We start from the raw sequence: 24219 nt of genomic DNA on the forward strand, positions 1-24219 counted from the left end.
GACGGCGGGGACAATCGGCGTCTCGATACCGCCGCAGTTCCAGTCATGTCCGGTTCATCCGGACTTCCTCAAAATTGACGTCATCTGCTTCACAGTCAGTGATGCACGTCGTGATGGCCCGGAAAGTTCCTTAAATTTCGGTAAGACCTCCAGCCAGTAACGATTTCGCAAGCAATAAAAGTTACCAAATTGTCAACCTAATCTGGAGACTTTGAACGTGAGTGAGCAAGAGCGCGCCCCGATCCAAGCTGAAGCCGGAGCCAGCGGCGCCGCGCCGGCCGCTCCGTCCGCCGCAAGCGAACCGGTGTCGGCGTCCACGTCTTCGGAAATCGCAGCCAACCAGGAAGAGACGGCGCCCAAAGCGGACGCTCCCAAGTTCGAGGCGCCCAACTTTGAAGCGCCCAAATCCGACACTCCCAAGTTCGAAGCCGTCAAGGCCGACGCGCCCAAGGTCGAGCCGACCAACGTCGAGTCGGCCGCAGCAGAAGCACCGCGCACCCCCGGCAAGCTCATGATCATGTCGCCGGGCGAGCGCATCTGGGACGACGAAGGCGTGGCCGCAAAGCCCGTCAATGACGAACAGCCGGCATCGTCGGGCAAGCGCCGTTTCGCCGCAATGGCGGCAGTCGTCGCACTCGCGACCGCGGCAGGCGCCATCGGCGGCGCGCTCGCCACCGCAGGCCTCGGCTATTACACCAAGCCCGCGACGGCAGCAGTGGTAGTGCCGCCGAAGGACACCGCGCTCGAAGCCTCGCTCGCGCGCATCGATGCCGATGTCACCGCACTGAAAGCCGGGCTCGAGCACGCCTCCAAGACCGGAACGAGCCAGTTCAGCAAGACCAATGATCGCCTCGACAAGCTCGAGAAGGCGCAAGGAGAGCCGGCCGCGAAGCTCGCCAAGCTCAGCGAGACCGTCGAGAAGCTGAAGGCTGCTTCAGCCGTGCCGACCCCGGTTGCCGCGGCTCAGCCTGCTGCGGCCAAGGACGTGACCGGCAGTGTGACGCCGCCGGCGACGACGGCGGCTGCCGCGGCTCCGAAGCCCGAAGTCGGCCGGCTGCCGACCGTGGACGGTTGGGTGCTGCGCGATGTCAGCAATGGCGGTGCACTGATCGAAGGCCGCCGCGGCCTCTACGAGGTCTATGCCGGCGATCCCGTCCCCGGCCTCGGCCGCGTCGACGCGATCCGCCGACAGGACGGCCGCTGGGTGGTCGTCACCAGCAAGGGCCTGATCGTCGCGCGCTAGTTTGCAGCTCTCGTAGCCCGGGTGGAACGCAGCGCAACCCGGGACGCCTGCATCAACGAGTGGTCCAGGGTTACGCTATCGCTCCACCCCGGCTACGTCCTCACCGCGATGTGAGCCGGGTTTTGACTTGAATACGCCCCTCAGCGCGGTGTTAGTGGGGCATGAGCCGTGCGCTGCGTTTCCTCACGATCCTGCTCGCCCTGTTGTGCGGCGCCTTGGCGGCGCGCGCCGCGCAGGACGAGGCGCTGGAACGCGGCACCGCAATCACCGACCCATCAGTGCTCCGTGATCTCGATCACGGCAGGTTCGGTCTCGCCCACATGCTGCCGCCGCAGCGACCTGTCGATCTTCCACTCGACAACGCCGAACTGTTCGCGCTGCCGTCGATGGCGCCGATCCGCGCCGCGCTCGACCGCGAGTTCGATCGCTACATCGCAAAGCACAAGCAAGATCTTCCGAACGAAATCATCGGGGTCGGCGACGGCTTCGCGTTCCAGCTGTTCGATCGCGCGCAGCTTTACTCAGCCACGACGCGCTTCGTGCTGGCCGGCATCGTCAGCCGCATGGACCGCGCCTATGTCTCACCCGAAAGCTGCGGCGAAATCCGCCTGATCTATCGATTGACACGCGTGGATGCGCCTGTGATCGGCGAGAACGCGGTCTCGCAGCGCCTGCCGATGACGCTCAATCTGGTCTTGAGAGCGAAGGGCGAAGGCGCCCGCGATCGAAACGGTGCTGCGATCACTTGCCGCGAGATTGCGCGCCGCTGGCTTGCCATTAGCGACGTTTCGTCGGCGGAGGAGGGCGGACTTGAAAAGCTCGCCGGCAAGGATGGTCCTCTCGACTTGATTGGGTATGAGAATATCGAGCAGATCGAGACCAATCTGCAGATCGCCCATGCGCCGAAATCGCCAACCCGCGATTTCCGCACCGACTATCTCTTGAAAGTGTTCAACTATGTCAGCGACACTGGCCGCTTCGAGGAAGCGCCGCTGGAGAACCAGATCGATCGCGATCGCATCCTCGCCGATGAAAACCTGAAGCAGGAATTCAAGAGCTGGCTGCTCGATCCCAGGCATTTCGCCGAGCTCGACCGCGGCACGATCCTGATCCCCGAGAAATTCCTCGCCAGGGCAGCGATCGCGCCGACACCTGTTGGCTTCGACCTTTCGGAACTGCTGCCCGAATATGGGATGATGCGGGCTGAAAGCAGCTCGGCTGCATTTGATGACAATGATGTTGTCGGTGCGCTGAAGAAGGCGGCGCAAGACGGCGCCAGGTTGCAGAACATCGGCTCGGTCGCGGGCTTCGAACGCCGGCTCAACGATATCACCTGCGCCGGATGCCACCAGACCCGCGGCATCGGCGGCTTCCATTTCCCCGGTGTCGACTGGATGGCGGCCAAGCCGTCGAACACGACGGTGGTGCCGGCCTCGCCGCATTTCTTCGGCGACCAGGTCCGCCGCCGCGACATCCTGTCTGCATTTGCCCGTGGCGCGCAGCCGGACTTCTCCCGCGGCTTCTCCAACCGCCCGCAGCTACGCGGCAGCACCGAGCTTGCCGGCACCGAATATGAAGACGGCTGGGGCGCCCATTGCTATCAGCAGAGCGCGAAAGCCGCCGACAACGACCCGAGTTTTCGCAACTGGACCTGTGCTGAGGGGCTCGCCTGCCAGGCCGCCGGCAAGACCTCGCGCATCGGCATGTGCTTCATCAAGAGCCCGTAAAGCCATGCTATGTCGACACTCGGAGGCCGCCCATGAGCACATCCGACGACAAAGAGCGCAACCGCGAGATCGCCGAGAACGAGGCCGAGCGGCAGATGATCGGCGCCGTCCGCGTCAGCACATGGGCGATTGCCGTCACCATCATTGTCGCCGCGATCGCAGCCGGCATCGTCTGGGCCTGGCTCAGCCGCTAGAGTTCCGTAGCCCGGGTAGCTCTGCGGACGCCTGTTGATGCGCCCTCTCCCCTTGTGGGAGAGGGCAGCTCAGCCATTGGCCACAGCTTCGTTTGGGTGAGGGGTTCTCTCCACGCGCACAGGCGCCTGCGGAGACAACCTCTCATCCGGCGCTTCGCGCCACCTTCTCCCACAAGGGGAGAAGGGACCTCACGCGTAGTGCTTCAATCGCTTCCCTGGCAACAGATCGTAAGCCGACTTCCAACCCGGAAGCGCCGCGATGCGGCCTAGCCACGCATGAATGGCCGGGTGGCTCTTGGCGAACTCATAGCCAGTCTCGTCGCTCGGATAATGCAGATAGGCCATCATCGAGAAATCGGTCACCGTCGGCCGCTCGCCGAGCACGAAGGCTTTGTCCTGCAGATGCCGCTTGAGGATGCCGAGATAATCGTCGATCCGCCCGCGCAGAAACTTCAGCACATCCGGATTCGGCGACGGCATGAAGGTGCGCTGGAAGCGGTAGGTTGCCATGTAGCCGGTGAGCTTGTGATTGTCCCAGAACAGCCAACGCAGCAGCTCGAACTGTTCCTGCGCATTGCCGGCGCCGAACCGGCCATATTGCTCGGCGAGCTTCAACAGGATCGGCGCGGTCTGGGTCAGGCGCACGCCGTCCTCCTCCAGCACCGGGATCTCGCCCATCGGGTTGACGTTGGCGCGCCATTCCGCAGTCCGCGTCACGCCGCCGCCGAAATCGGTCCACACGCCCTCGAACGTCTCGCCGCACAATGTCAGCATCAGCGCGAGCTTGTAGCTGTTCCCGGACTCCGGGAAGTAGTGTAGCCGGTAGGCAGGCATAGGGCGCTCCTGTTCGTTGGTCCGACTTGCCAGCACAGGCTACGATACGTATAATTCGAAAAACAGAACATTTGTTCTGTAGGCGGTGCAAGGCAGCAATGCAACAGGAGTCACATTGGCGAGAGAGGCCGACCAGGAGATAAGCGCGCGCGAGCGTCCGCTGATGGAAGCGACCCTGCGTATCATCGGCCGTTCCGGCATCGATCGCGTGACCCATCGCGCGGTCGCGGCCGAAGCCGGCATGTCGCTCGGCGCCGTAACGCATCATTTTGCCACGCGCGATATTTTGGTCGACGCAGCGCTGCGCTTTGCATTGACGCGCGAGGTCGGCCGGCTGCAGGCCTTGGCGCTCAGCTTGCAAAGCAAGGCGTTCGATGCCGAAGCCTGGATCGAGGAACTCGTCGGCTGGTACGGGCAGGAACTGAAGACGCAAGCGGACATTCACATTGCCTGCTATGAGGTGTTCCTGGCCGCCGCACGCAGCGAGCGCTACCGGCCCATCGTGGCTGAATGGTTCGACACCTGGCGGCAAAGCTCCGAGCTCGCGCTGCGCGCAGCCGGCTCGATGAGCCCACGCGCGCATGCCGAGCTGTTCGTTGCCGCGCTGATCGGAATCCTGCTGCAGCAACTCGCCATTCCGCGCCGCAACTTCCGGCAGGAGACCAGGGCGGCGCTGCTCGAGTTGGTCGAGGGACTGATCGGGAAGAGGTGAGCCTACGAGCTCACTTCGCGACGACGGCGCCAATTGTTGCGCCCTCTCCCCTTGTGGGAGAGGGCAGCTCAGTCATTGGCCACAAGTTCGTTTGGGTGAGGGGTTCTCTCCACGCGCACAGGTGCCCGCGGAGACAACCCCTCATCCGGCGCTTCGCGCCACCTTCTCCCACAAGGGGAGAAGGGTCGGCGTTTATGCCACCGCGCCGCTCGCGCGCAGCTTGCTGATATCAGCCTCGTCATATCCCGCCTGCCGCAGGATCTCGTCGGAGTGCTCGCCGACTTCCGGGGGCTTGCGCGGCTGCACCTTTTTCTCGCCGTCGATGAAGATCGGGCTGTTGACGGTCAGCATGGTGTCGTTCTCGAATCGCACCAGCACTTCGTTCTCGATCATCTGCTTGTCGGTCGGGATGTCGTCGAGGATGCCGACCACGCCGAACACGAGACCACTGCCGTCGAGGATCTTGCGCCACTCGGCGAGGTCCTTGGTCGCGAAGACTTCGTCGAGGATCTTGATCAGTTCCACCGAGCGGGCATGGCGGCCGGCCTTGGTGGCGAAGCGTTCGTCGGCGACGAGGTCCTCGCGGCCGAGGCAGCGCGCCAGCGTCGGCCATTGCCGTTCCTCGTTGAGCAGCGACAGGATGATCCAGCGGCCGTCCTTGCACTTGTAGTGGTTGGTCACCGCGTTCAGCGCCTCTTCGCGCGGCTTGCGCTTGGAGAATTTCGCGCCGCAAAGCTTTGCCTGCGCCAGCACGCTGTTGGCCCAGACGCCGTTCGCCATCAGATTGGTCGAGACGTGCGAGCCCTTGCCGGTGCGTTCGCGCTTGAACAGCGCGGTGACGATCGCGCCGTAGAACGCCATCGCGCAGGGGTGGTCGCCCATGCCGGCGACTGAGCGCGCTGGCGTGGTGTCCTCATCTGCGCGCACCAGGTCCATCAGGCCGGAGCGCGCCCAATAGGCGTTGCTGTCGAAGCCCGGCTTGTTGGCCTCCTCGCCCTTTTCGCCATAGCCGGTGAAGGAGGCGTAGATCAGGCGGTCGTTGAGATGGGCGAGGTGGTCATGGGTGATGCCGAGCTTGGCGCGCACCTGCGGCGGCATGTTGGTGATGAAGACGTCGGCTTCAGTGACGAGCTTGTACAGCACCGCCTGCGCCTCCGGCTTGGTGAGGTCGAGCGCCAGGCTCTTCTTGTTGCGCGCTTCCAGCAGCCAGGCGAAATTGTGCTCGGTATGGGGATAGCCGGGCAGGTTCGGCAGGTTGCGGTAGGGATCGCCGGCCCCGGGCGGCTCGATCTTGATCACATCGGCGCCGAAGTCGGACAGCACGGTCGCGGCCGCCGGCGCCGCAATGAAGCTCGCGCAGTCCAGAACCTTCAAGCCTTCAAAGATGCCTTTTTCCATCGTGCCGTCGCTCCCGTGACGTTTGTTGCTGTTGTTCATGAGGCGGAATTACCGCTGCCGATGATCCCGAGGAAGCGACATTTGACCTATCTGGGGTGGGGGATGCAACGGCTGTTTCGGCCGTCATTGCGAGGAGCGGAGCGACGAAGCAATCCATGCCTCCGCGAGCATGGAGAAATGGATTGCTTCGCTTCGATCGCAACGACGTGGAGAGAGCCGCGCATTCCAATCTATCCCCTCACCCTGAGGAGAGCGCGGAGCGCTCGTCTCGAAGGGCGAGGCCACCGGCGGGGCCTCATGGTTCTCGAAGCGATGCGCAGCATCGTCTCGAGACGCGCTGCGCGCTCCTCACCATAAGGGGCCGACAGCGGTGCTAGCCCGTCATTGCGGCGTTGGCTTACTCCCCGCCCGCCAGCAGCGCCGCATTGCCGCCGGCTGCCGCCGTATTGATCGTCACGGTCTGCTCGGTCGCAAACCGCGCCAGATAATGCGGCCCGCCGGCCTTGGGCCCGGTGCCGGAGAGACCGCAGCCGCCGAACGGCTGCACGCCGACGACAGCGCCGATCATGTTGCGATTGACGTAGATGTTACCGACCGAAAGGCGCTCGACGATATCCTCGACGGCGTCGTCGATGCGCGAGTGGACGCCGAGCGTCAGCCCGTAGCCCGTCGCTTCGATCGCACGCAGCACGTCATCAAGATTTTCCGCGCGATAGCGCACCACGTGCAGGATCGGGCCGAACACCTCTTCGGTGAGCTGGCTAGCGCTCGCCAGTTCGAAGATATGCGGCGCGACGAAGTTGCCCTCCGGTGCAGTGCCGGCGAAATGCACGCGCGCCTCCCGCTTCATCCGCGCGATGTGCGCATCGAGCCGCTGTTTTGCCTCCGCATCGATCACCGGTCCGACATGGGTTGAGGGATCGGTGGGATCGCCAAGTTTCAATTCGCGCGCCGCGCCCGCGATCATCTCGATCGTGCGGTCGGCGACGTCGTCCTGGACGAACAGCAGCCGCAGCGCCGAGCAACGCTGTCCGGCCGAGCGGAACGCCGAGGTCACGACATCGTCGGCGACCTGCTCGGGGAGCGCCGTGGCATCGACGATCATCGCATTGATGCCGCCGGTCTCGGCGATCAGCGGCACGATCGGGCCGTCCTTGGCGGCCAGCGTGCGGTTGATTGATCGCGCGACTTCGGTCGAGCCGGTGAAGACGACGCCTGCGATGTCCGGATGCGCCACCAGTGCCGCGCCGATCCGGCCGTCGCCTTGCACGAGCTGCAGGGCGGAAGCAGGCACGCCCGCCTCGTGCAATAGCGCGACTGCCTCAGTTGCGATCAACGGCGTCTGCTCGGCCGGCTTTGCCACCACCGAATTACCTGCCATCAGCGCTGCCGTCACTTGGCCGAGGAAGATCGCCAATGGAAAATTCCACGGCGAGATCGCGACGAAGACGCCGCGGCCGCGCAAGACGAGCGTGTTGCTCTCGCCGGTCGGTCCCGACATCGCCTCGCCGTCGCCGAACAGCTTGCGGCCCTGCGCGGCGTAGTAGCGGCAGAAATCGGTGGCCTCGCGCACCTCGGAGAGCGCGTCGTCCAGCGTCTTGCCGCCTTCGCGCTGCAGCAGCGCGATGAAATGCGCGGCACGTTGCTGCAACAGCTCCGCGGCGCGTTCGAGGATTTGAGCGCGCGTCTCGGCCGGCGTCCGGCTCCAGCGGGCAAATCCGCCGCGCGCCGCGGCGACCGCGGCACTCGCCTGTTCTGGCGTGACCTCGCTGCTGGCAGCCGTCGGCGCTGTTTCGGCGTCGACCGCCGTCAGCAGGCCATGCAGCGCGGCGCGTTCGCCGAACTCGATCCCGCGCGAATTCTGCCGCTCCGGCCGATAGAGATCCTGCGGCAGCGGGATGTTCGGATGGCGCGCATGCTCTGCCGTGCCGATGATGTCGGTCGGCCGGCGCAGCAATGTCTTCGCGGGCACCGCTTCATCGGCCGCGAGCGCGACGAACGACGAATTGGCGCCGTTCTCGAGCAGCCGTCGCACCAGATAGGCGAGCAGGTCGCGATGGCTGCCGACCGGCGCGTAGGTGCGATAGGCGATATCGGGGCGATCCTTGGCAAGCTGCGCATAGAGCGCCTCGCCCATGCCATGCAGGCGTTGGAATTCGAAGCTGCTGCCATCGCCGGCCAGCTCCAGGATGGTCGCGACGGTGAGCGCATTGTGGGTCGCGAATTGCGGAAACAGCCGCGGCCGCAACGCCAACAGCTTCCTTGCGCAGGCGACGTAGTTCAGATCCGTCATCGCCTTGCGGCTGAAGACCGGATAGTCGGCGAGCCCGCGCTCCTGCGCGCGCTTGATCTCGGTGTCCCAATAGGCTCCCTTGACCAGCCGCACCATCATCCGGCGGTTCAGGCGTTGCGCAAGCTGACTGGCATAGTCGATCACCTCGCCGGCGCGCTTCTGATAGGCCTGGATGGCGAGGCCGAAGCCGTCCCAGCCGGCAAGCGCATCGTAGCCAAATGCCGCGGCGATCACGTCGAGCGACAATTCCAGCCGGTCGGCTTCCTCGGCGTCGACGGTGAAGTTCAGGTTGAATGCCTTGGCCTGCCGCGCGAGCTCGACCAGCCGCGGCACCAGCTCACCCATCACGCGGCCGTGGCTCACCGCCTCGAAACGCGGATGCAGCGCGGAGAGCTTGACGGAAATGCCGGGCCGGTCGGGCAGGGGACGGCTGTCCGCCGCGCGCCCGATCGCCTCGATTGCACGCGCATAGGAATTGAAATAGCGCTCGGCGTCCTCGGCGGTGCGCGCGCCTTCGCCGAGCATGTCGAAGGAATAGCGCGGTTTCTCAGCCGACTGCGAATGCGCCCGCGACAGCGCCGCCTCGATGGTCTCGCCGAGAACGAAGTGGCTGCCCATCAGCCGCATCGCCTGCCGCGTGGCGGCACGCACCGCCGGCGCGCCAAGCCGTTTCGTCAGTCGCCCGATCGTGCCCTGCGGCGTTTCCCCGGGCTGGATCACGCGCGCAGACATGCCGAGCGCCCAGGCCGAGGCGTTGACCAGGAACGCGCTCGATTTGGTCTCGTGATTGACGAAATCGCCTTGGCCCAGCTTGTCCTCGATGAACAGGTCGGCGGTGCGTGCATCCGGTACGCGCAGCAGGGCTTCCGCCAGCACCATCAGTGCCAGGCCCTCCTTTGTCGAGAGCGCGAATTCCCGCAGCATGTCCTCGATGCCACCCAGCGGATCGTCATTGGTGCGGATCGCCTCGATCAGCCGCGTCGCGGTGGCGTCGATCCGCGCTTCCTGCTCCGCGCCAAGCCGCCCATCGGGCAGCAGCCGCGCCGCGATCGCGACATCGTCCGGCGCATAGGCCGCGCTGAAAGGTGGAAGAGAAGCGTATTCGACTGGCATGGCGTTTTCCTCAGACCCACCAAAACGCTACTTCCATCCGAACCGTATTTCGATAGACATATTCGTCCATATGCCTTAGAAAATCAGCCAATATGACTATTATGGTTGATATATGCCGGATTTAGATAAAACGGACCGCAAAATCCTCGAAATTCTGCAGGACGACGGCCGAATCGCCAATGTCGAGCTGGCGGAGCGCATCGGGCTGTCGCCGACCTCGGTCGGCGAACGGCTGAAGCGGCTGCAGCGCGAGGGATTTGTCGAGGGGTTCGGCGCCCGCCTCAATCCGCACCGGCTGGGCCTCGGGCTGCTCGTGTTCGTTGAGGTGATGCTCGACAAGACGACGCCCGATGTCTTCGAAAAATTCGCGCACGCCGTGCGGGCCGCGCCTGAGGTCCTGGAGTGCCACATGGTCGCTGGCGGCTTCGATTATCTGGTGAAGGCGCGCGTCGCCGACATGACCGCCTATCGCCGTTTCCTCGGCGAGAGCCTCCTCGCGCTCCCCGGCGTGAAGGAGACGCGCACTTACGCCGTGATGGAAGAGGTCAAGCGCGACGCGCCGCTGCCGGTTGCCTAGCACTTTCGTTGGGCGAGATGTGATCCACAGGTTCCGCTTCGGCATATTGGCAGGACCGGGACGTCACGCTAATCCTTGCTTCCTCTTTGGGCGCAGGGCGCATGAGCAACACGGATCAATCGATGCATCACGGCCCACGCGCAACGCTCGCAGGCGTCTGCGCCGGCCTGCTGGCGCTCCTTGCCAGCCCAGCCGCTTGCGCCGAGATGAGCGCGGCGGTCGAGGCGCTCTACACGTCGGTGTCGATCTATCCCCCGTCGGCGAACGCGATGACGGTCTGCTACGGCTTCGTCTGCCGGCGTCGCGAGACCCTGGATTTCAGCGCTGCCGACCGCGCCGCGCTGACGCAGATCATGAATGCGGGCCGCGCCTCCGCGGCGGCCGAGCGTGCTGCGGTGCAAAAAGCAGTGATGTGGTTCGACCGTCGCATGGGCCCGATCATCGGCACCGACAAGCGCGTGGCGAAGGCCGATTTCCGCTATTTCGACGACAAGCACAATTACGATTGCTGGGACACCACCCGCAACACCACGAGCCTGCTCCTGGTCCTGCAGCAATGGAATCTGCTGAAACACCACATCGTTGGGGATCCGCATTACCGCGGCAACACGCTGGTGCTGCAGACGCCGCACAACACCGCGGTGCTGGTCGAACGCGCCACCAAGGTGGAATGGGCCGTCGATCTCTGGCCGCGTGGCTATCTGCAGCCGCCGGACGTCATGCCCGTCGCCCAATGGGTCACGGAGGACTGAAAGTGGCCGACGCGCGGATGCGCGCGCTCAGCTCCTTGTGAACGCTTCCCTCTGGTGGAATTTGTTTGGACGTCACCCCCAGACGCATCCCCGAGAGTGCGACCTTTGCTGGGTATCCTAGACTTTCAAATTCTCCGCCGATGTCCGGCCACGATTAGCGATCTCGTCGTACTCGACCGACTGCCCCTCATTGAGCGTCGTAAGCCCGGCCTTCTGAACCGCTGAGATATGAACGAATATGTCCTTGCCACCCGATGAGGGTTGAATGAATCCGTAGCCCTTGGTCGGGTTGAACCATTTTACAGTACCTTTAGCCATTCACGTCGTCTCCGGCGGAAAATCAAATAATTAAACGAGCGTGCCGGTCCCCGCACACCCCGGCATGTTCGCAAGGCGCAGGATAACGCAGATTGCGTCGCGCTTGGTAGGGCAAAGCTCACGCGTGATTTTGGCGGAAACACGCCGTTTCGCGGCGCTTTTGCGCCCTTTTGCCTATTTACCGTTCATTCCCGTGGAAAAGATCGGCCAATCGCGGCAAGTCTCGGGCATCTGGCGCGGCCGCAGCTTCGTAAGTCAGCGCTCACTATCAGCGCATGCCGACGTTGACGATGCGGCAGCGGCCGCCGCGATTAGCAGATGATAGTCAGGCCGCGACCACCTGATCGCCGCTCGCCACCGCGGATAGCGTGCGCGTGTCGTCGACCGTGCGCACGGTCATCGGCTCGTTGCGGCCGCGGATCGCGACTTCCTGTTGGGGCAGCGCATCGGCGGCCAGGCCTGCGGTGATGCGCACCTCCTCGGAGAAGATGGCTTCGCAGCCGAGCAGCTTGGTCATGTCCTGCAATCGCGCCGCGACATTGACGGCGTCGCCGAGTGCGGTGAACACCATGTGGTCGCGATAGCCGATGTCGCCGACGATCACCTCGCCGCCATGGATGCCGATGCCGAAGCGGATCGGCTCGGGCAGGTCATGGCTCAGGAATTCGTTCAGCTCCTCAATGTTCTTGCCGATCTGCGCCGCCGCGCGCAGTGCCTGCCGGCAGGCCTGCTGTCGGCTGCTCGCGAGTCCGAACAGCGCCAGCATGCCGTCGCCGACGAACTGGTTGGGCTGGCCGCCGTTTTCGATCACCGCCTGCGACACCGCGCTGAGGAAGCGGTTGACGATGAAGACAGTGTCGAACGGCAGCCGCGTCTCCGCAAGTTGCGTCGAGCCGCGCATGTCGACGAACAGGCTGACGAGATAGCGCTCCTGCCCGATCCGCGTCGGGTTCGACGCATGCGCGTTGGCCGACATCGTGTGCGGGGTGAAGAGCTGGAAGAAGGAGAGATCGGTGGTCGGCTTGAGCTGGCAGGCGAGCCGGACCGAGGGATCGGTCGATCCGACGCGGCCGAGCACGAAGGCCTCGCGCGGCGAAGGTTCGGGCAGCATGCTGCAGTCGCCGATGATGCGGATGCGGCAGGTCGAGCAGCGCGCGCGGCCACCACAGACCGAGGCATGCGGCACGTTGTGGCGCAGGCTCGCCTCCAGCACGCTCAATCCCTTGGGGACCCGGACGGTGCGGCCATTGCCGTAGGACAGGCTGATCATGCCGCCGCGCCGCTCAAGGATGGCGCGTCCGCCGCGCGCGAGCAGCACCAGGGCAAGCAGACCGACATAACCGATCGTCATGCCGCCGGTGATACGGTCGAGCATGTCAGCCTGCTCCAGCGTACCGACATGTTGCGCTGACAGGTTGTCGTGCCGCCACGCGGGATCGGTGCTGTCGGCGATCACGGTGCGTCCACCCTGGTAGACGCCGAGCAGCGCCAGCGTCGGGATCAGCACGGCGGCCGCCAGTAGAAACGGCGCCGCGCGTCTGAAGAAGCGGCGCATCCTCAGCCAGAAATATAGCCCGATGCAGCCGTGCACCCAGGCGATGACCAGCACCGCGAGCATCGGCCACAGCCTCTGTCTCGCGCCGACGAAGAATATATAGAGTTCCTGCGGATACAGCTTCTCGTGCCCGTACAGCGTATGGCTGAGCCGCACGCCCACGATATGGGCGATGATCAGGAAAGGGATGCTCAAGCCCAACAGCAGCTGCAGCGGCTCGATTGCCTTCCAGCCGAACTGGCGGCGCTGATACAGCGCCCAGATGCCGAGCCCGGAATGCACGAGGCAGGCGCTGTAGAAGATGAAGGCGATAGGTGGGAATTGCCAAAAGGCGGTGTGCCACTCGACGCCCCAGGCCAGTGCGTCCAGTGAGATATTGCCAAGCGCGTGATTAAGGAAATGGCTGACCAGATAAGCGAACAGAATGGTGCCGCAGGCGAGCCGAACCTGCCGCAAGCCGATGCCGCGGAAAAATTCTCGTAACTGCTGGCGCGCAGAGGGGGCCATGTGATCTGTAGCTACTATCGTCAAATCTAATGCCTTATTCCCTGCCAAATACCATCGCCGTCCCGACCTCGTGCCGTTCCATTATAGTCGTATAACGTATAATGCCTCCGCGCTCTCAAGTCCGCCTCTCCCCTTGTGGGAGAGGCCGGATTGCATCGACAGATGCAATCCGGGTGAGGGGTCCCGGCCTCTCGAGGAACGTCCGCCCACAGATAGACCTGAACCCCTCACCCGGATTCCACGCGTGCCGCGTGAAATCCGACCTCTCCCAAGGGAGAGGTGGGAGCTCGCTGCTCCAGTCGCGCCCAAATTACACACCTGTCATGAGCCGGTCTTCCGGAACGCCCGCCTATCATTCTTTTCCCGCGACGCGTTGACACCCCGCTGGGAGTCTAGGAAAAGCGCGGCCGTGACGAATATCCCGCTCAAGACCGGCCGCGCAACGCCGGACGACTATCCTTCCGCGCCGTCATGGCCCGTCGTGATCGCCCTGATCGCGGCGATGACGGTTCTGCGCCTGATCTATGCGGCCGTGCTCGACCTGCGCACGGACGAGGCCTATTACTGGACCTGGTCGAAGGAGAACGTGCTGTCGTTCCTCGATCATCCCCCCATGATCGCCTGGTTCATCCGCTTCGGCACCGCGATCTTCGGCGACACCAATCTCGGGGCGCGCTTTGCCGGCATTCTGGCGATGCTCGTGACCCAGCTCCTGCTCGCCGATATCGTCCGCCGCGTTACCCATGATTTCAGGGCGGTCGTGCTGGCGCTGCTGTTGCCGGAGGCCGCGCTCTATTACGGCCTCTTGATGGCGAAGGTCGCGCCCGACATCGCGATGATCCCGTTTGCGGTCGCGATGTTGTGGTCGCTGGTGCGGCTCACCCAAAGCGGCGAGCCGCGCTGGTGGCTCGCCGCCGGCCTGTTCGGTGGACTTGCGCTGCTCTCGAAATTCACCGCGATCATGCTGCTGCCGGCAGTCGTGGCGTTCATACTGGTGCCGTCCTGGCGGTGGCGCTGGCTCTCCAGCCCCTATCCTTATTTTGCCGTCGTGATTGCGATCCTCGTGTTCTCGCCGGTGCTGATCTGGAATCACCAGCATGATTGGGCCTCGTTCCGCTTCCAGGCGGTGCGCGCCACCGCCGATCATCCGTTCTCGCTCCGCACCCTGGGTGAGTTTTTCGCGCTGCAGCTCGGCCTGGTCGGATTCGTGGTGCTGCCGGTGGTGCTGTCGGGCATCACGCTCACCGCATGGCGCGGCTATCGCACCGGCGAGCCGGTGGCGATCCTGCTCTCGACCGCGGTGATCGTGCCGTTCTTCTATTTCCTGTGGAAGTCGCTGACGCTGCGGGTCGGCGACACCTGGCCGATGTTCCTGTGGCCCGCCGGCTTTGCCGCCACCGCCATCAACATCGCCATGCTCCCGCGCGAAGGTTGGCCGAAATGGATGATCCGCGCGACCATCTCCTGGGCGCGGATCGCGGTGATCTCAGGCATCGCCTTCGTCATCTGCGTGTTCGTCTATTATGTCGCGACGCCCTTCAATTTCATCGGCCGCACCGATCCGATCGGCGGCGAAGCCGGTTACGAGCAGCTCGCCGCGCGGGTCGAAGATCAATTGCAGAAGCAGGGCGCGAGCTGGATCGCGACCACTGACTACCGCACCTATGCGATGCTGCGCTGGTTCTTCAATGGCCGCGTGCCCGTGGTCCAGCTCAACGAGCGCGGCCGCTTCCAGGGCTTCCGCGATCCCGGCATGGACCGCATCAGGGATCACGCCGGCATCTATGTCGTGCGCGAGCTCGACAGCCAGATGCCATTTTTGGATGCGGCAGGCGCCGTGCGCCAGCCGCTCGAACGCGTCGAGCGTATCTGGCGCGGCATGGTGATGGACAGCTTTTTGCTTGAGAAGCTGACCGGCTACACCCCCGACCTCGCGCCGCCACCGGATTCGCCACTCTTCCGCTGGCGCGTGCTGGCGATATTGCTCGCGCCGGACGCGACCTGCACCTTCTCCCCTTGTGGGAGAAGGTGGCAGCCGAAGGCTGCCGGATGAGGGGTTCTCTCCGCGAGCGCCCATGCATGTGGAGAGAGACCCCTCACCCGACCGAGTTGGTTGCTGGCGCCGGAGCAGCCCTCTCCAACAAGGGGCGAGGGCACATCAACCCGCGCCACGCTCTTCGTCGTCGCGCTTGCGCAGCAAGTCCTTTGCAAGATCAGTGAGCGCCGGCCTTGGCAATGCGGTGAACGGCAACGGTCGGGTCACCTCGATCGCGGCGAGGCCGAGGCGGGCGGTGAGGAGGCCGTTGAGGACGCCTTCGCCGAGGCGCTGCGAGAGCTTGGCGGCGATGCCGTGGCCGAGCATCTGCTGGATCACGCTGTCGCTGGCGGCCACGCCGCCGGTGATCGCCAGATGCGTGATCACGTGGCGCATCAGGCTGAACATGCCGAGCGCGCCGGGCCGGCCGCCATAGAGATAGGCCAATTGCCGGATCATGCGCAGCGCCGCCACGAACACGAACAGCACGTCGATCGCCGCACGCGGGCTCACGGCCGTCACGACCGAGACCCGCTGCGCCGCCGATGACACCAGCCGGCGCGCTTCCTCATCGAGCGGCGTCATCAATTCGCGCTCGGCGAGCTTGATCATGTCGGCGCCGTCGATGATGTCATCGGCATGGCCTTGCAGCGTGGCGCGGGCGCGGGCGAGTTGCGGGTTCTCGTGCGCGAGCTTGAGCAAGTCGTTCACGATCACGCGGCTTGCCGCGCGGTCGTCGCTGAGCAGCACGTCAGCGGCGCGCAGATGGAGTTTCTCGATCGTCGCCAGCCGCGCTAGTCCAAAGGCCTCGCGGCCGATGACGACGAGCAACGCGACCGTCGCGACCACGGCCAATGCGAGTCCGACGAAACCGAGCCCTTGGTTGCGCGCAAACAGATCCTCGATCAGGTGGATGACGCCGAGGCCGGCGCCGAGCAGCGTTAATCCACCGGCCGCAGCCCAGAACAGCGTGCCCCAGCGGAAGCCGCGGCGCGCCGGCGCAAGCGGCGCATCGACCGGCACCGGCAGCAGCGCCGGATCTGGCTCCGGCGTGATCTGGATGGTGCCGCGGGCAGGCCGGCCCTTCTCGTCCGCGTCGATCACGATCACGGAAGGGTCGTCGAGCTTGAAGGTCGCCGGCCGCCGGTGGGGCGTTTTCTCGCTCATTGCAGTCGGTCTCCGATCAGGAACTGGAGCGCGCGGTCTAGACGGATATGGGGCAGGGCGGGTTCCTCGTCACCCTCCCGCACCAGCTTCGGAGGCCGAAATCGCAGGAAGCGGTAATCGGCCTTGTCGGCGGTCGCGCTGGACAGGCCGCGGAAGGTGCCCCTGAACAGTTCCTCGGGATCGGCGGGCAGATCGCCCGGAAAGGTCGCGACCTCAGTCTCGCCGTCGAAGGCCTCGCCGTTGGCGGTCTCGCCCGGCGCCGGCGTGCCCAGGATCGACGGCAGTTTTTCGCGGCCGCGCGCCACCTGCGCTTCGCGGGTCGCGCGCACCGCGGCGAGCGCCACCACGTCGATCGAGGCGCCGGCAAATTCGGCGCGGTCGGCGGCCTTCGCCACCGTGCGCCGCAGGATCGCTTCCAGCCGGTCATGGCTCTGGTGATGCAGATGATCGGCCTTGGTTGCCGCAAATAAAATGCGGTCGATCCGCGGCCGGAACAGCGCGCTCAGGATCGTGCTGCGCCCGATGCGGAAGCAATCCAGGATGCCGGCCAGCGCGGCTTCGAGATCGTGCAGCGCCTCCGGCCCGGCATTGAAAGCGGCGAGCGCATCGACCAGCACGATCTGGCGATCGAGCCGCGCAAAATGATCGCGGAAGAACGGGCGCACCACGACGTCCTTGTAGGCCTCATACCGCCGCCGCATCATTGCCCATAGCGAGCCGTCGGGCGCGCTGCCATCGATGGGAACCTCGAGCGGCGCGAAGGTCAGCGCCGGCGAGCCGGCGAGGTTGCCCGGCATCAGGAAGCGGCCGGGCGGCAACAGGCTCATGGCAAAGCGTTCGTCGCGGCAGGCACGCAAATAGTCGGTGAAGAGTTTCGCCGCCTTAAGCGCCGCCTGTTCGTCCTCGCGGCCTTCGGCATCAAGCGTCTTCAGATGCTCATGCCAGGGTGCGGCGAGTTCGGCGCGAAGCGGTTCGCGTGAAAGCGCAAGGCTCTCCGCCGACCACTGCTCAAAGCTCTTGCTCAGCAGCGGCAGGTCGAGCAGCCACTCACCGGGATAGTCGACGATGTCGAGGGTGAGCGTGCGGTCCGCGCCATTTTGCCGCTGGTAGTCAATGACGAGGCGAAGCTCGCTGATATCGGTGGTCGAATTCGGCCAGCGCCGTTCCTCGACGAGGGTGCGGACATGGTTCTCATAGTCGAAGCGCGGCACCGCATCGTCGGGCTGCGGCTCCAGACGCGCCCGGGCGATCCGGCCCGAGGCATAGGCCTCGAACACCGGAAAGCGGCCGCCGCGGGTCAATCCATGGATCAGCGCTGTGATGAACACCGTCTTGCCGGCACGCGATAGCCCGGTGACGCCGAGCCGCACGGTCGGGTTGAAGAAGCTGTCGCCATAGTCCCAGAGCGCGCGCGCCGACAGGCGCGCTTCCTCGACGATATCGGTGAGATTGAGGGCCATGCAGGCGAGGAGCAACCCGGGCGGGAGGAGGGCAATTGGCGAACGATTATCCGCAAAATGGCAATTGATGGGCCAAAATCAAGCACTTCGTCAGTCTGCCGCTGGCGGCCCCGTTCATCGCCGGTTCAAAAAACAGCCACGACGATAGGGTACTAGATCGGCTAACCTCCCAACGCCGATGTCCCCTCGCTTCTACCGTGCGCGCCGACTGGTCATGACGATATTCCGACTGAAGCAACTCGCCTCCAATTCGATCCACGCGGCCGGTGCCGTGATCTGGAACTACGACCGCGCCGAACTGATCGCCGACGGCATCGTCCATGTCGTCGGCATCTGTTTCGGCCTGATCGCCGCCACCGTGCTGATCGTGCTGACGGCTATCTACGCGACACCGGGCGATGTCGCGGTGGTCTCGGTCTATGTCGCGGGCCTCTTGGCGATGCTGGTGCTGTCGGCGACCTATAATCTCTGGCCGGTGTCGCGCGCCAAATGGGTGCTGCGCCGGTTCGACCATTCGGCGATCTATGTCCTGATCGCCGCGACCTATACGCCCTTCATCATGGAATTGCGGGAGAGCTATTTTGCCATCGCGCTCCTGATCGGGGTCTGGTGCGTCGCGATTGTCGGCATCGTGCTGAAACTGACGCTGCCGGGCCGCTTCGACCGGCTGTCGGTCGGGCTCTATCTCGCCATGGGCTGGAGCGGGGCGATGCTCTATGATGCGGTGGTGAAGGTGCTGCCGGCGATGGCACTGTGGTTCGTGGTCGCGGGCGGCGTCTTGTACAGTCTCGGCGTGGTATTCCACGCGTGGCAGCGGCTGCGCTTCCAGAATGCGATCTGGCACTGTTTTGTCTTGCTTGGCGCGGCCTGCCATTATACGGCGATCCTCGACCTCGTGCTCGCGAGCTGAGGCGCTGACAACTAAAAATCGGGAGGGGGCCATGCAGGTGGCAGAAAAAGTCGTGGTCGTCACCGGTGGCGGCAATGGCATCGGCAAGGCATTGTGCGAAGTGTTCCATCGCGCGGGCGCCGCGAAGGTAGTGGTGGTCGATCTCGACCATTCGGCCGCGGAGAAGGTCGCAGCCTCCGTGGGCGGCGCGGCGTTCAAATGCGATGTTGGGCAGGAGAAGAATGTCCTGCACGTGATCGAGGCGACCGAGCGGATGTTCGGCCCGATCGCGCTGTTCTGCTCCAATGCCGGCATTGGCGGCGGTTTTGACCCGCTGTCTGTGAATGCCGGCGGCACCTCGGACGAGCCCTGGGCACGGAGCTGGGCGATCCATGTGATGGCCCATGTCTATGCCGCGCGGCATCTGGTTCCACGCATGAAGGCGCGCGGCGAAGGCTATTTCCTCAACACCATTTCGGCGGCCGGCCTGTTGTCGCAGGTCGGCAGCCCGGCTTATTCCACCACCAAGCACGCCGCGGTCGGCTTTGCCGAGAACCTCGCGATCTCGCATCGCGCCGACGGCATCAAGGTTTCGATCCTCTGCCCGCAGGGCGTCGACACCAACATGCTGCGCTCGATCCCGAAGGGCCCGCAATCCGGCGATGGCGACCTCACGGCAGAACAGGTTGCGCAGGACGCGTTGCGCGGCATCGAGCAAGAAACCTTCCTGATCCTGCCGCACCCGCAGGTGCTCGGCTACATGCGCAAGAAGACCGAGAACTACGACCGCTGGATCGGCGGCATGGCCAAGATCCAGGCCAGGATGCGTGAAGAGCACGGGGAGTAGCGCGCAGCCCATACTCGCGTCGTCCCCGCGAAAGCGGGGACCCATAACCACAGGGAGTTGTTGTGGCGCGAGCACGCAGTTGCAGCGGAGCGTACTATTAACGCCTGTGGTTATGGGTCCCGGGTCAAGCCCGGGACGACAGCCGGAGAGAGCCGCGCGCTCCGCACTATCCCGTCACGGAGGAGGACTCTTCGCGTCGGTGCCGCGTTACGGATGTAGCCATGTTCGGGCATCCACGCCCTTTCCATCCGCGCGAGCATGAGCAAGAGTAAACTGCGAACGGAAATCTGCGAGGACGTCATGGATTTCGTCACGGTGCGGAACGGATCGATCAACCTCAATGTGGCCGTCGCCGGCCGCGGTCCCCTGATCGTCTGCGTTCACGGGTTTCCCGAACTCTGGTACTCATGGCGTCACCAGATCGATTATTTCTCGGAGCGCGGCTATAAGGTGGCGGCGCTTGACGTGCGCGGCTACGGGCAGAGCTCCAAGCCGCAGGAAATTGCCGCCTACACCATTCGCAATCTGGCCTCCGATATCGCCGCCGTGGTCGATCAGTTGGGTGACGGCAAGGCGATCCTGTTCGGCCACGATTGGGGTGCGCCGATGGTCTGGAATGCCGCGCTGCTCTATCCGAGCAAGGTGACGGCTGTCGCCGGCCTCAGTGTTCCCTACATTCCCAGACGACCCGTGCCGCTTCTCGACACGTTCAAAGCCACCTACAAGGACCGCTTCTTCTATCAGCTCTATTTCCAGGACGAAGGCGTGGCGGAGAAAGAGCTCGAGGCCGACATCCCCGTCGCTTTGCGAAAACTCTATTTCGCCATCTCAGGTGGCGCCCCGCTCAACAAGTGGCTCGATCATAAACCGGTGGATGCGAAATTGCTTGACGGGATGATCGATCCGAAGCCATTCCCGGACTGGATGAGCGAGAAAGACCTGCAGGTCTATGTCGACGCATTTCGCGCCGGCGGCTTTCGTGGCCCGCTCAATCGCTACCGCGCGCAGGACATCGATTTTAAAGAATTGGCGGAGTTTGCCAACAAGCCCGTGACGCAGCCATCATATTTTGTGGCCGGCGAGCGCGACGCGGTTCGCGCGTTCATTCCCGGCATGGACCTCTTTGCGAACCCCGGGATCGGCTGCACCGACTTTCGCGGATCGGTCATTCTCCCAGGTATCGGCCACTGGGTGCAGCAGGAAGCACCAGCTGAGACCAACGCAGCGCTGGAGCGGTTCCTCGGCGGGCTTTGAGGGCTAAGGGCCAATATCCGTGCCCTCTATCGTCGCGCCTTCTGCGTGGGCTTCTTCCTTACCCTCCGCGTGAGCTTTCTTCTTCAATACCTTTGCGAGCCGCGCGCGTCCTGAGCTTCGCCTCTTGCATAGGCGGCGTGCCGCTTGGCGAGACGACGCCGTCATCGACCTTCTGCTTGTGGCGACGCTCAGTGTGGGACAGCCGCCAGCGAACCAAATCGTCCGCACCGGGGCCTTCTTTGATTGTGAGATCCAGGGCGCTGAGCTGCTCACCAGTGTTCTTGTCGATGAAACTCCACTCGACGTCGGCCCCGGTCTTTCGATTGACAAACTTCAGCGGCGGCGCTGAAGCGCCAGAGACGTCGCAGCGATCCCCGATCTGCGCGAGCACCGGCATCACAGAGGCGATTTGCCAGCCCTTTTGGGTCAACAGGTATTCAAATCGTTCCGGATTTACCTGATAGCGCCGCCGCTCGATCAGGCCATTGGCCTCAAGGTGGTTCAGCCGGTCGCTGAGCGTCGCATTGGTCACGCCAGACGATTGGCGAAAGTCCTCGTATCGGTTGAGACCGAGGACAAGGTCGCGCAGGATCAGCAGACCCCAACGATCGCCGATCACCGCCATCACGCCGGCGATCGAGCATACCATTCCGTCGAAACCCTTCGAGCGCATCAACCATTTCCACGAGTTACGCGAGGATCATCGTCGCGCAGCTCTCATCATAAGAGCCAACTTAGGTCGGCAACACGGCAAATTCAACGAAGCGTGAGACGAGCCAGACTTTCTTGCTTTTCTTAGTCACTCTTATTATAAGAGTTACGGTCCAGTGACGAGTGCCGTCGTTTCGAATGACCGCGAAACGCCCGATCACCAAGCGAGGCTCCCGTTGGCCGGCCGCGACGCCGCTGCCAATCGGCTCAAAACCTGTGGAGATAACCATGCCCACGCACAGCACCTCCAAGATCTTCGTCATCGGCGGCGCGGGCGCTCAGGGCTTGCCCATCATCGGCGCTCTGGTCGCTGACAACAAATATTCTGTCCGAGCCCTTAGCCGCGACCCTGCCTCCCGACGGGCAAATGCCCTTCGCGCACTCGGCAACGTGTCCATCCTCGAGGGAACGTTCGCGGACGAGGCCATATTGCGGGAAGGCTTCGGCGGTTGCGACGGGGCATACGTCAATATCGATGGGTTCAACACCGGCGAGAAGGCGGAGACCTATTGGGCAATCCGCAGCTACGAGATAGCCGTGGAAGAAGGGATCAAGTTCTTTGTCTATGGAAATCTGGACTACGCGCTCAAGAAGTCCGGTTATGATTCCAAATTCCGTGCGGGTCACTATGACGGCAAGGGCCGCATGGGCGAATGGATCTTGTTTCAAAACCAAGCGAACAAAGACAGGATGGGCGCGGCGGTGTTCACCACTGGCCCATACATGGAGATGGCAATCTCGGCGATGACGCCCATGACTCCTTCTGTGGAGGATGGTGTCGTGACGTGGCGAGTTCCGCTCGGCAACGGAGCCGTGCCGCACGTTGCTCTTGATGATTGTGGCTATTATGCCCGCTGGCTCTTCGACAACCCGGAGCGTGCGAATGGCATGAATCTCGAAGTCGCCATCGAGCATGTCGAGTATCAGAAACTTGCTGCGGCGTTCGCGAAGGTGACGGGGCATCCGGCGCAATACATAGACACGGACTTGGACGCATACTGGAATGGTCCGCTCAAGGCGGCCGCTGACTTGCCCGCCGGATACAATGCGGATCCCAACGACAAAAGCACCATGAGCTTCCGGGATAACTTCACCGGGTTCTGGAACGTCTGGAAATACGGAGTCGTTCAGAGGGATTACGGGTTGTTGGATGAAATTCACCCCAATCGAATCAGGAGTGTCGAACAGTGGCTTCGGCGCGAAGATCAGTTGGGAAGAGAGCTTGGGAAGGGAAGCCTTTGGGAAAGAGTTCAACCGGAAAATTTGTACAAGGCGCCGCCGCTTCTGAAGCTGACTGAGGATAAGAGGAAGGGGACGCTGTAGGGTGAACGGATGAAACAGGACGATCTTACACCGACTGATTTCTACACGGCTTGCGTATGTCTCGGCCTGAACAGGGCCGCCCGCGCCACATCGCGGAGATACGACGCGATGTTCAAGCCCATCGGCATCACGTCGGGACAGTTCACTATCCTGTCCGCGTTGAAGCGCAACGAGCCGGTGCCGACCAGCGACATGGCCGATCTGCTCGGTATGGATCGCACCACGCTCACTCGCAACTTGAAGCCGCTCGAAACCAAGAAGCTCGTTGCGATCCAGCCGGACGCGCGAGATCGTCGTATTCGTAGCCTGACACTGACGGCCAAAGGCCGGGTACTCCTGAAACAAGCGGTACCCCTCTGGCGGAAGGCCCAGAAAGAAAGCAACCGCCGCATAGGCGCCAATCGTTGGGACGAGCTCAGACCAACTCTGGACTTCTTATCAGCCTGACGAGCGGGAAGAAGCGTCACGCATTTTTGTGCTCAAGTACGTGTAACTACACATAAAAGGAGATAGGTCATGGATCGAGAACTCGAGCTCCGCAAACGCCGCGGGACGCGCGTCTTGCTGGTTGTGCTGGCCATCTGGGGATTGGCGGTCGCCTTTGCCGCGGAGGCAGGATTCTATCGTGCCATTCCCCCGCTGTTTCTGGCTGCCATCATCGCGTTGGGGATTGTGGTGCCTATTATTATCTACGCAATGTCCGATGGCTTCCGTGCATACATCGAAGCCATCGGTCTACGATCGATAACGGCATTTCATATCTGGCGCATCGCGGCCGCGTTGGTTTTCTTCTGGTATGGGGCGCACAACCTCCTCCCGGAAGCCTTTGTTCGAAACGCGGGGTGGGGCGACCTCATCGCGGGGTTCTTGGCCCTCGGCGTTTTACTTCTGCCCGAGAGTCGCAACCGGTACTTGGCCTTCCACATCTTCGGCTTTGCTGATTTTGTCGTGGCGGTCGGTACGGGGCTGACCTTCTTCCTCCTCAACGACCCCCGCATGTCTGGCATCCAGACGCTGCCCATGGCGCTGATCCCGCTCTACGGCGTCGGCATTTCGGGTGCGAGCCACATCATGGCGTTTGACCTGCTGCGTCGTGGCCCGTTGCGTCGTGGCCCAGGGAGCGAAGTGAAGCGCGCCGCTGTCCAGGCATGAAACGTGTGCTCCGGAATCCACGAAGTCGTGAAAGGAAAAGAGATGACCAACTCAAATGTGAAGGCTCCGGCAGCGCAGGATCCGACTGCTAAGACGAGCTTCTTTAGATGGCTATGGCAAGGCATTCTGCGGTTTGATGAAGCACTGAACTTTGACCC

The 24219-nt window shown here is 63.6% G+C and carries 21 protein-coding genes; 13 read left to right on the forward strand and 8 right to left on the reverse strand.

The features are described 5' to 3' along the window. Positions 1-217: 217 nt before the first annotated feature. The 3 genes from YY7_RS0101810 to YY7_RS61745 all read left to right on the forward strand — a co-directional run bounded on the left by YY7_RS0101810 (position 218) and on the right by YY7_RS61745 (position 3164). Positions 218-1243 carry a hypothetical protein gene (locus tag YY7_RS0101810; RefSeq protein WP_433994481.1) on the forward strand — a complete coding sequence of 342 codons (1026 nt, stop codon included), beginning with the start codon at positions 218-220 and terminating at the stop codon, positions 1241-1243. Between the two features lie 161 nt (positions 1244-1404). Further along, complete coding sequence (locus YY7_RS0101815; RefSeq protein ID WP_028161735.1) at positions 1405-2970, forward strand: hypothetical protein; 1566 nt, start codon at positions 1405-1407, stop codon at positions 2968-2970. A gap of 32 nt (positions 2971-3002) precedes the next feature. Further along, positions 3003-3164 carry a hypothetical protein gene (locus YY7_RS61745; protein WP_196237205.1) on the forward strand — a complete coding sequence of 54 codons (162 nt, stop codon included), beginning with the start codon at positions 3003-3005 and terminating at the stop codon, positions 3162-3164. Positions 3165-3353: 189 nt separating this feature from the next. Here the strand turns inward: YY7_RS61745 and YY7_RS0101825 are convergent, their stop codons facing one another. Further along, the gene (locus YY7_RS0101825; protein ID WP_028161736.1) at positions 3354-3998 is read right to left on the reverse strand and encodes a glutathione S-transferase family protein; all 645 of its coding nucleotides are present in this window, start codon (positions 3996-3998) and stop codon (positions 3354-3356) included. Positions 3999-4113: 115 nt separating this feature from the next. On the opposite strand from YY7_RS0101825, the gene YY7_RS0101830 reads away from it, so the two are divergent. After that, positions 4114-4710, forward strand: coding sequence for a TetR/AcrR family transcriptional regulator (locus tag YY7_RS0101830; RefSeq protein WP_028161737.1), 597 nt, complete (start codon positions 4114-4116; stop codon positions 4708-4710). Positions 4711-4902: 192 nt separating this feature from the next. On the opposite strand, the gene YY7_RS0101835 is transcribed toward YY7_RS0101830, so the two are convergent. Then, complete coding sequence (locus YY7_RS0101835; RefSeq protein WP_028161738.1) at positions 4903-6108, reverse strand: CaiB/BaiF CoA transferase family protein; 1206 nt, start codon at positions 6106-6108, stop codon at positions 4903-4905. 397 nt (positions 6109-6505) lie between these two features. Further along, on the reverse strand, positions 6506-9514 hold the full coding sequence (gene putA / locus YY7_RS0101840) for a bifunctional proline dehydrogenase/L-glutamate gamma-semialdehyde dehydrogenase PutA (RefSeq protein ID WP_028161739.1): 3009 nt from the start codon (positions 9512-9514) through the stop codon (positions 6506-6508). Positions 9515-9626: 112 nt separating this feature from the next. On the opposite strand from putA, the gene YY7_RS0101845 reads away from it, so the two are divergent. Continuing rightward, positions 9627-10091: an Lrp/AsnC ligand binding domain-containing protein gene (locus YY7_RS0101845; protein WP_028161740.1), complete on the forward strand. Its 465-nt coding sequence runs from the start codon at positions 9627-9629 to the stop codon at positions 10089-10091. Positions 10092-10192: 101 nt separating this feature from the next. Continuing rightward, complete coding sequence (locus tag YY7_RS0101850; RefSeq protein ID WP_051396434.1) at positions 10193-10843, forward strand: hypothetical protein; 651 nt, start codon at positions 10193-10195, stop codon at positions 10841-10843. A gap of 117 nt (positions 10844-10960) precedes the next feature. Here the strand turns inward: YY7_RS0101850 and YY7_RS0101855 are convergent, their stop codons facing one another. Together YY7_RS0101855 and YY7_RS0101865 are read right to left on the reverse strand one after the other, a co-directional pair. Further along, positions 10961-11161, reverse strand: a complete 201-nt coding sequence (locus tag YY7_RS0101855) for a cold-shock protein (protein ID WP_028161742.1) — start codon at positions 11159-11161, stop codon at positions 10961-10963. Between the two features lie 325 nt (positions 11162-11486). Then, positions 11487-13223, reverse strand: a complete 1737-nt coding sequence (locus YY7_RS0101865; RefSeq protein WP_028161744.1) for an adenylate/guanylate cyclase domain-containing protein — start codon at positions 13221-13223, stop codon at positions 11487-11489. A 502-nt stretch (positions 13224-13725) separates the two neighbouring features. Between YY7_RS0101865 and YY7_RS50330 the strand changes: the two genes are divergently transcribed. Further along, complete coding sequence (locus YY7_RS50330) at positions 13726-15276, forward strand: glycosyltransferase family 39 protein (RefSeq protein WP_051396452.1); 1551 nt, start codon at positions 13726-13728, stop codon at positions 15274-15276. 105 nt (positions 15277-15381) lie between these two features. On the opposite strand, the gene YY7_RS0101875 is transcribed toward YY7_RS50330, so the two are convergent. Then, entirely contained in the window at positions 15382-16425 is a 1044-nt protein-coding gene (locus YY7_RS0101875) for a YcjF family protein (RefSeq protein ID WP_028161745.1), read from the reverse strand. Then, entirely contained in the window at positions 16422-17885 is a 1464-nt protein-coding gene (locus YY7_RS0101880) for a YcjX family protein (protein ID WP_028161746.1), read from the reverse strand. Before YY7_RS0101880 ends, YY7_RS0101875 begins: the two co-directional genes overlap by 4 nt. A 214-nt stretch (positions 17886-18099) precedes the next feature. Here YY7_RS0101880 and trhA point away from each other — a divergent pair, with 214 nt between their 5' ends. The 3 genes from trhA (at position 18100) to YY7_RS0101900 (ending at position 20875) form a co-directional block, all read left to right on the forward strand. Next, positions 18100-18795: a PAQR family membrane homeostasis protein TrhA gene (trhA, locus tag YY7_RS0101885; RefSeq protein ID WP_028161747.1), complete on the forward strand. Its 696-nt coding sequence runs from the start codon at positions 18100-18102 to the stop codon at positions 18793-18795. A 31-nt stretch (positions 18796-18826) separates the two neighbouring features. Further along, positions 18827-19621 (forward strand): SDR family oxidoreductase, encoded by a 795-nt coding sequence (locus YY7_RS0101890; RefSeq protein ID WP_028161748.1) that lies wholly within the window; start codon positions 18827-18829, stop codon positions 19619-19621. 258 nt (positions 19622-19879) lie between these two features. Then, positions 19880-20875 (forward strand): alpha/beta fold hydrolase, encoded by a 996-nt coding sequence (locus tag YY7_RS0101900; RefSeq protein WP_245287151.1) that lies wholly within the window; start codon positions 19880-19882, stop codon positions 20873-20875. Between the two features lie 58 nt (positions 20876-20933). Here the strand turns inward: YY7_RS0101900 and YY7_RS50335 are convergent, their stop codons facing one another. Beyond that, positions 20934-21548 (reverse strand): winged helix-turn-helix transcriptional regulator, encoded by a 615-nt coding sequence (locus YY7_RS50335; RefSeq protein ID WP_080663528.1) that lies wholly within the window; start codon positions 21546-21548, stop codon positions 20934-20936. Positions 21549-21724: 176 nt separating this feature from the next. Here YY7_RS50335 and YY7_RS0101915 point away from each other — a divergent pair, with 176 nt between their 5' ends. From YY7_RS0101915 to YY7_RS50345, 3 genes are all read left to right on the forward strand, one after another. Beyond that, positions 21725-22909: an NmrA family NAD(P)-binding protein gene (locus YY7_RS0101915; protein WP_245287152.1), complete on the forward strand. Its 1185-nt coding sequence runs from the start codon at positions 21725-21727 to the stop codon at positions 22907-22909. Positions 22910-22918: 9 nt separating this feature from the next. After that, positions 22919-23356: a MarR family winged helix-turn-helix transcriptional regulator gene (locus tag YY7_RS50340; RefSeq protein ID WP_051396435.1), complete on the forward strand. Its 438-nt coding sequence runs from the start codon at positions 22919-22921 to the stop codon at positions 23354-23356. A 69-nt stretch (positions 23357-23425) separates the two neighbouring features. Then, positions 23426-24061 (forward strand): hypothetical protein, encoded by a 636-nt coding sequence (locus YY7_RS50345; RefSeq protein WP_051396436.1) that lies wholly within the window; start codon positions 23426-23428, stop codon positions 24059-24061. Positions 24062-24219 lie beyond the last annotated feature (158 nt).

This window comes from Bradyrhizobium elkanii WSM2783 (genome assembly GCF_000472865.1).
Classification (GTDB): domain Bacteria; phylum Pseudomonadota; class Alphaproteobacteria; order Rhizobiales; family Xanthobacteraceae; genus Bradyrhizobium; species Bradyrhizobium elkanii_A.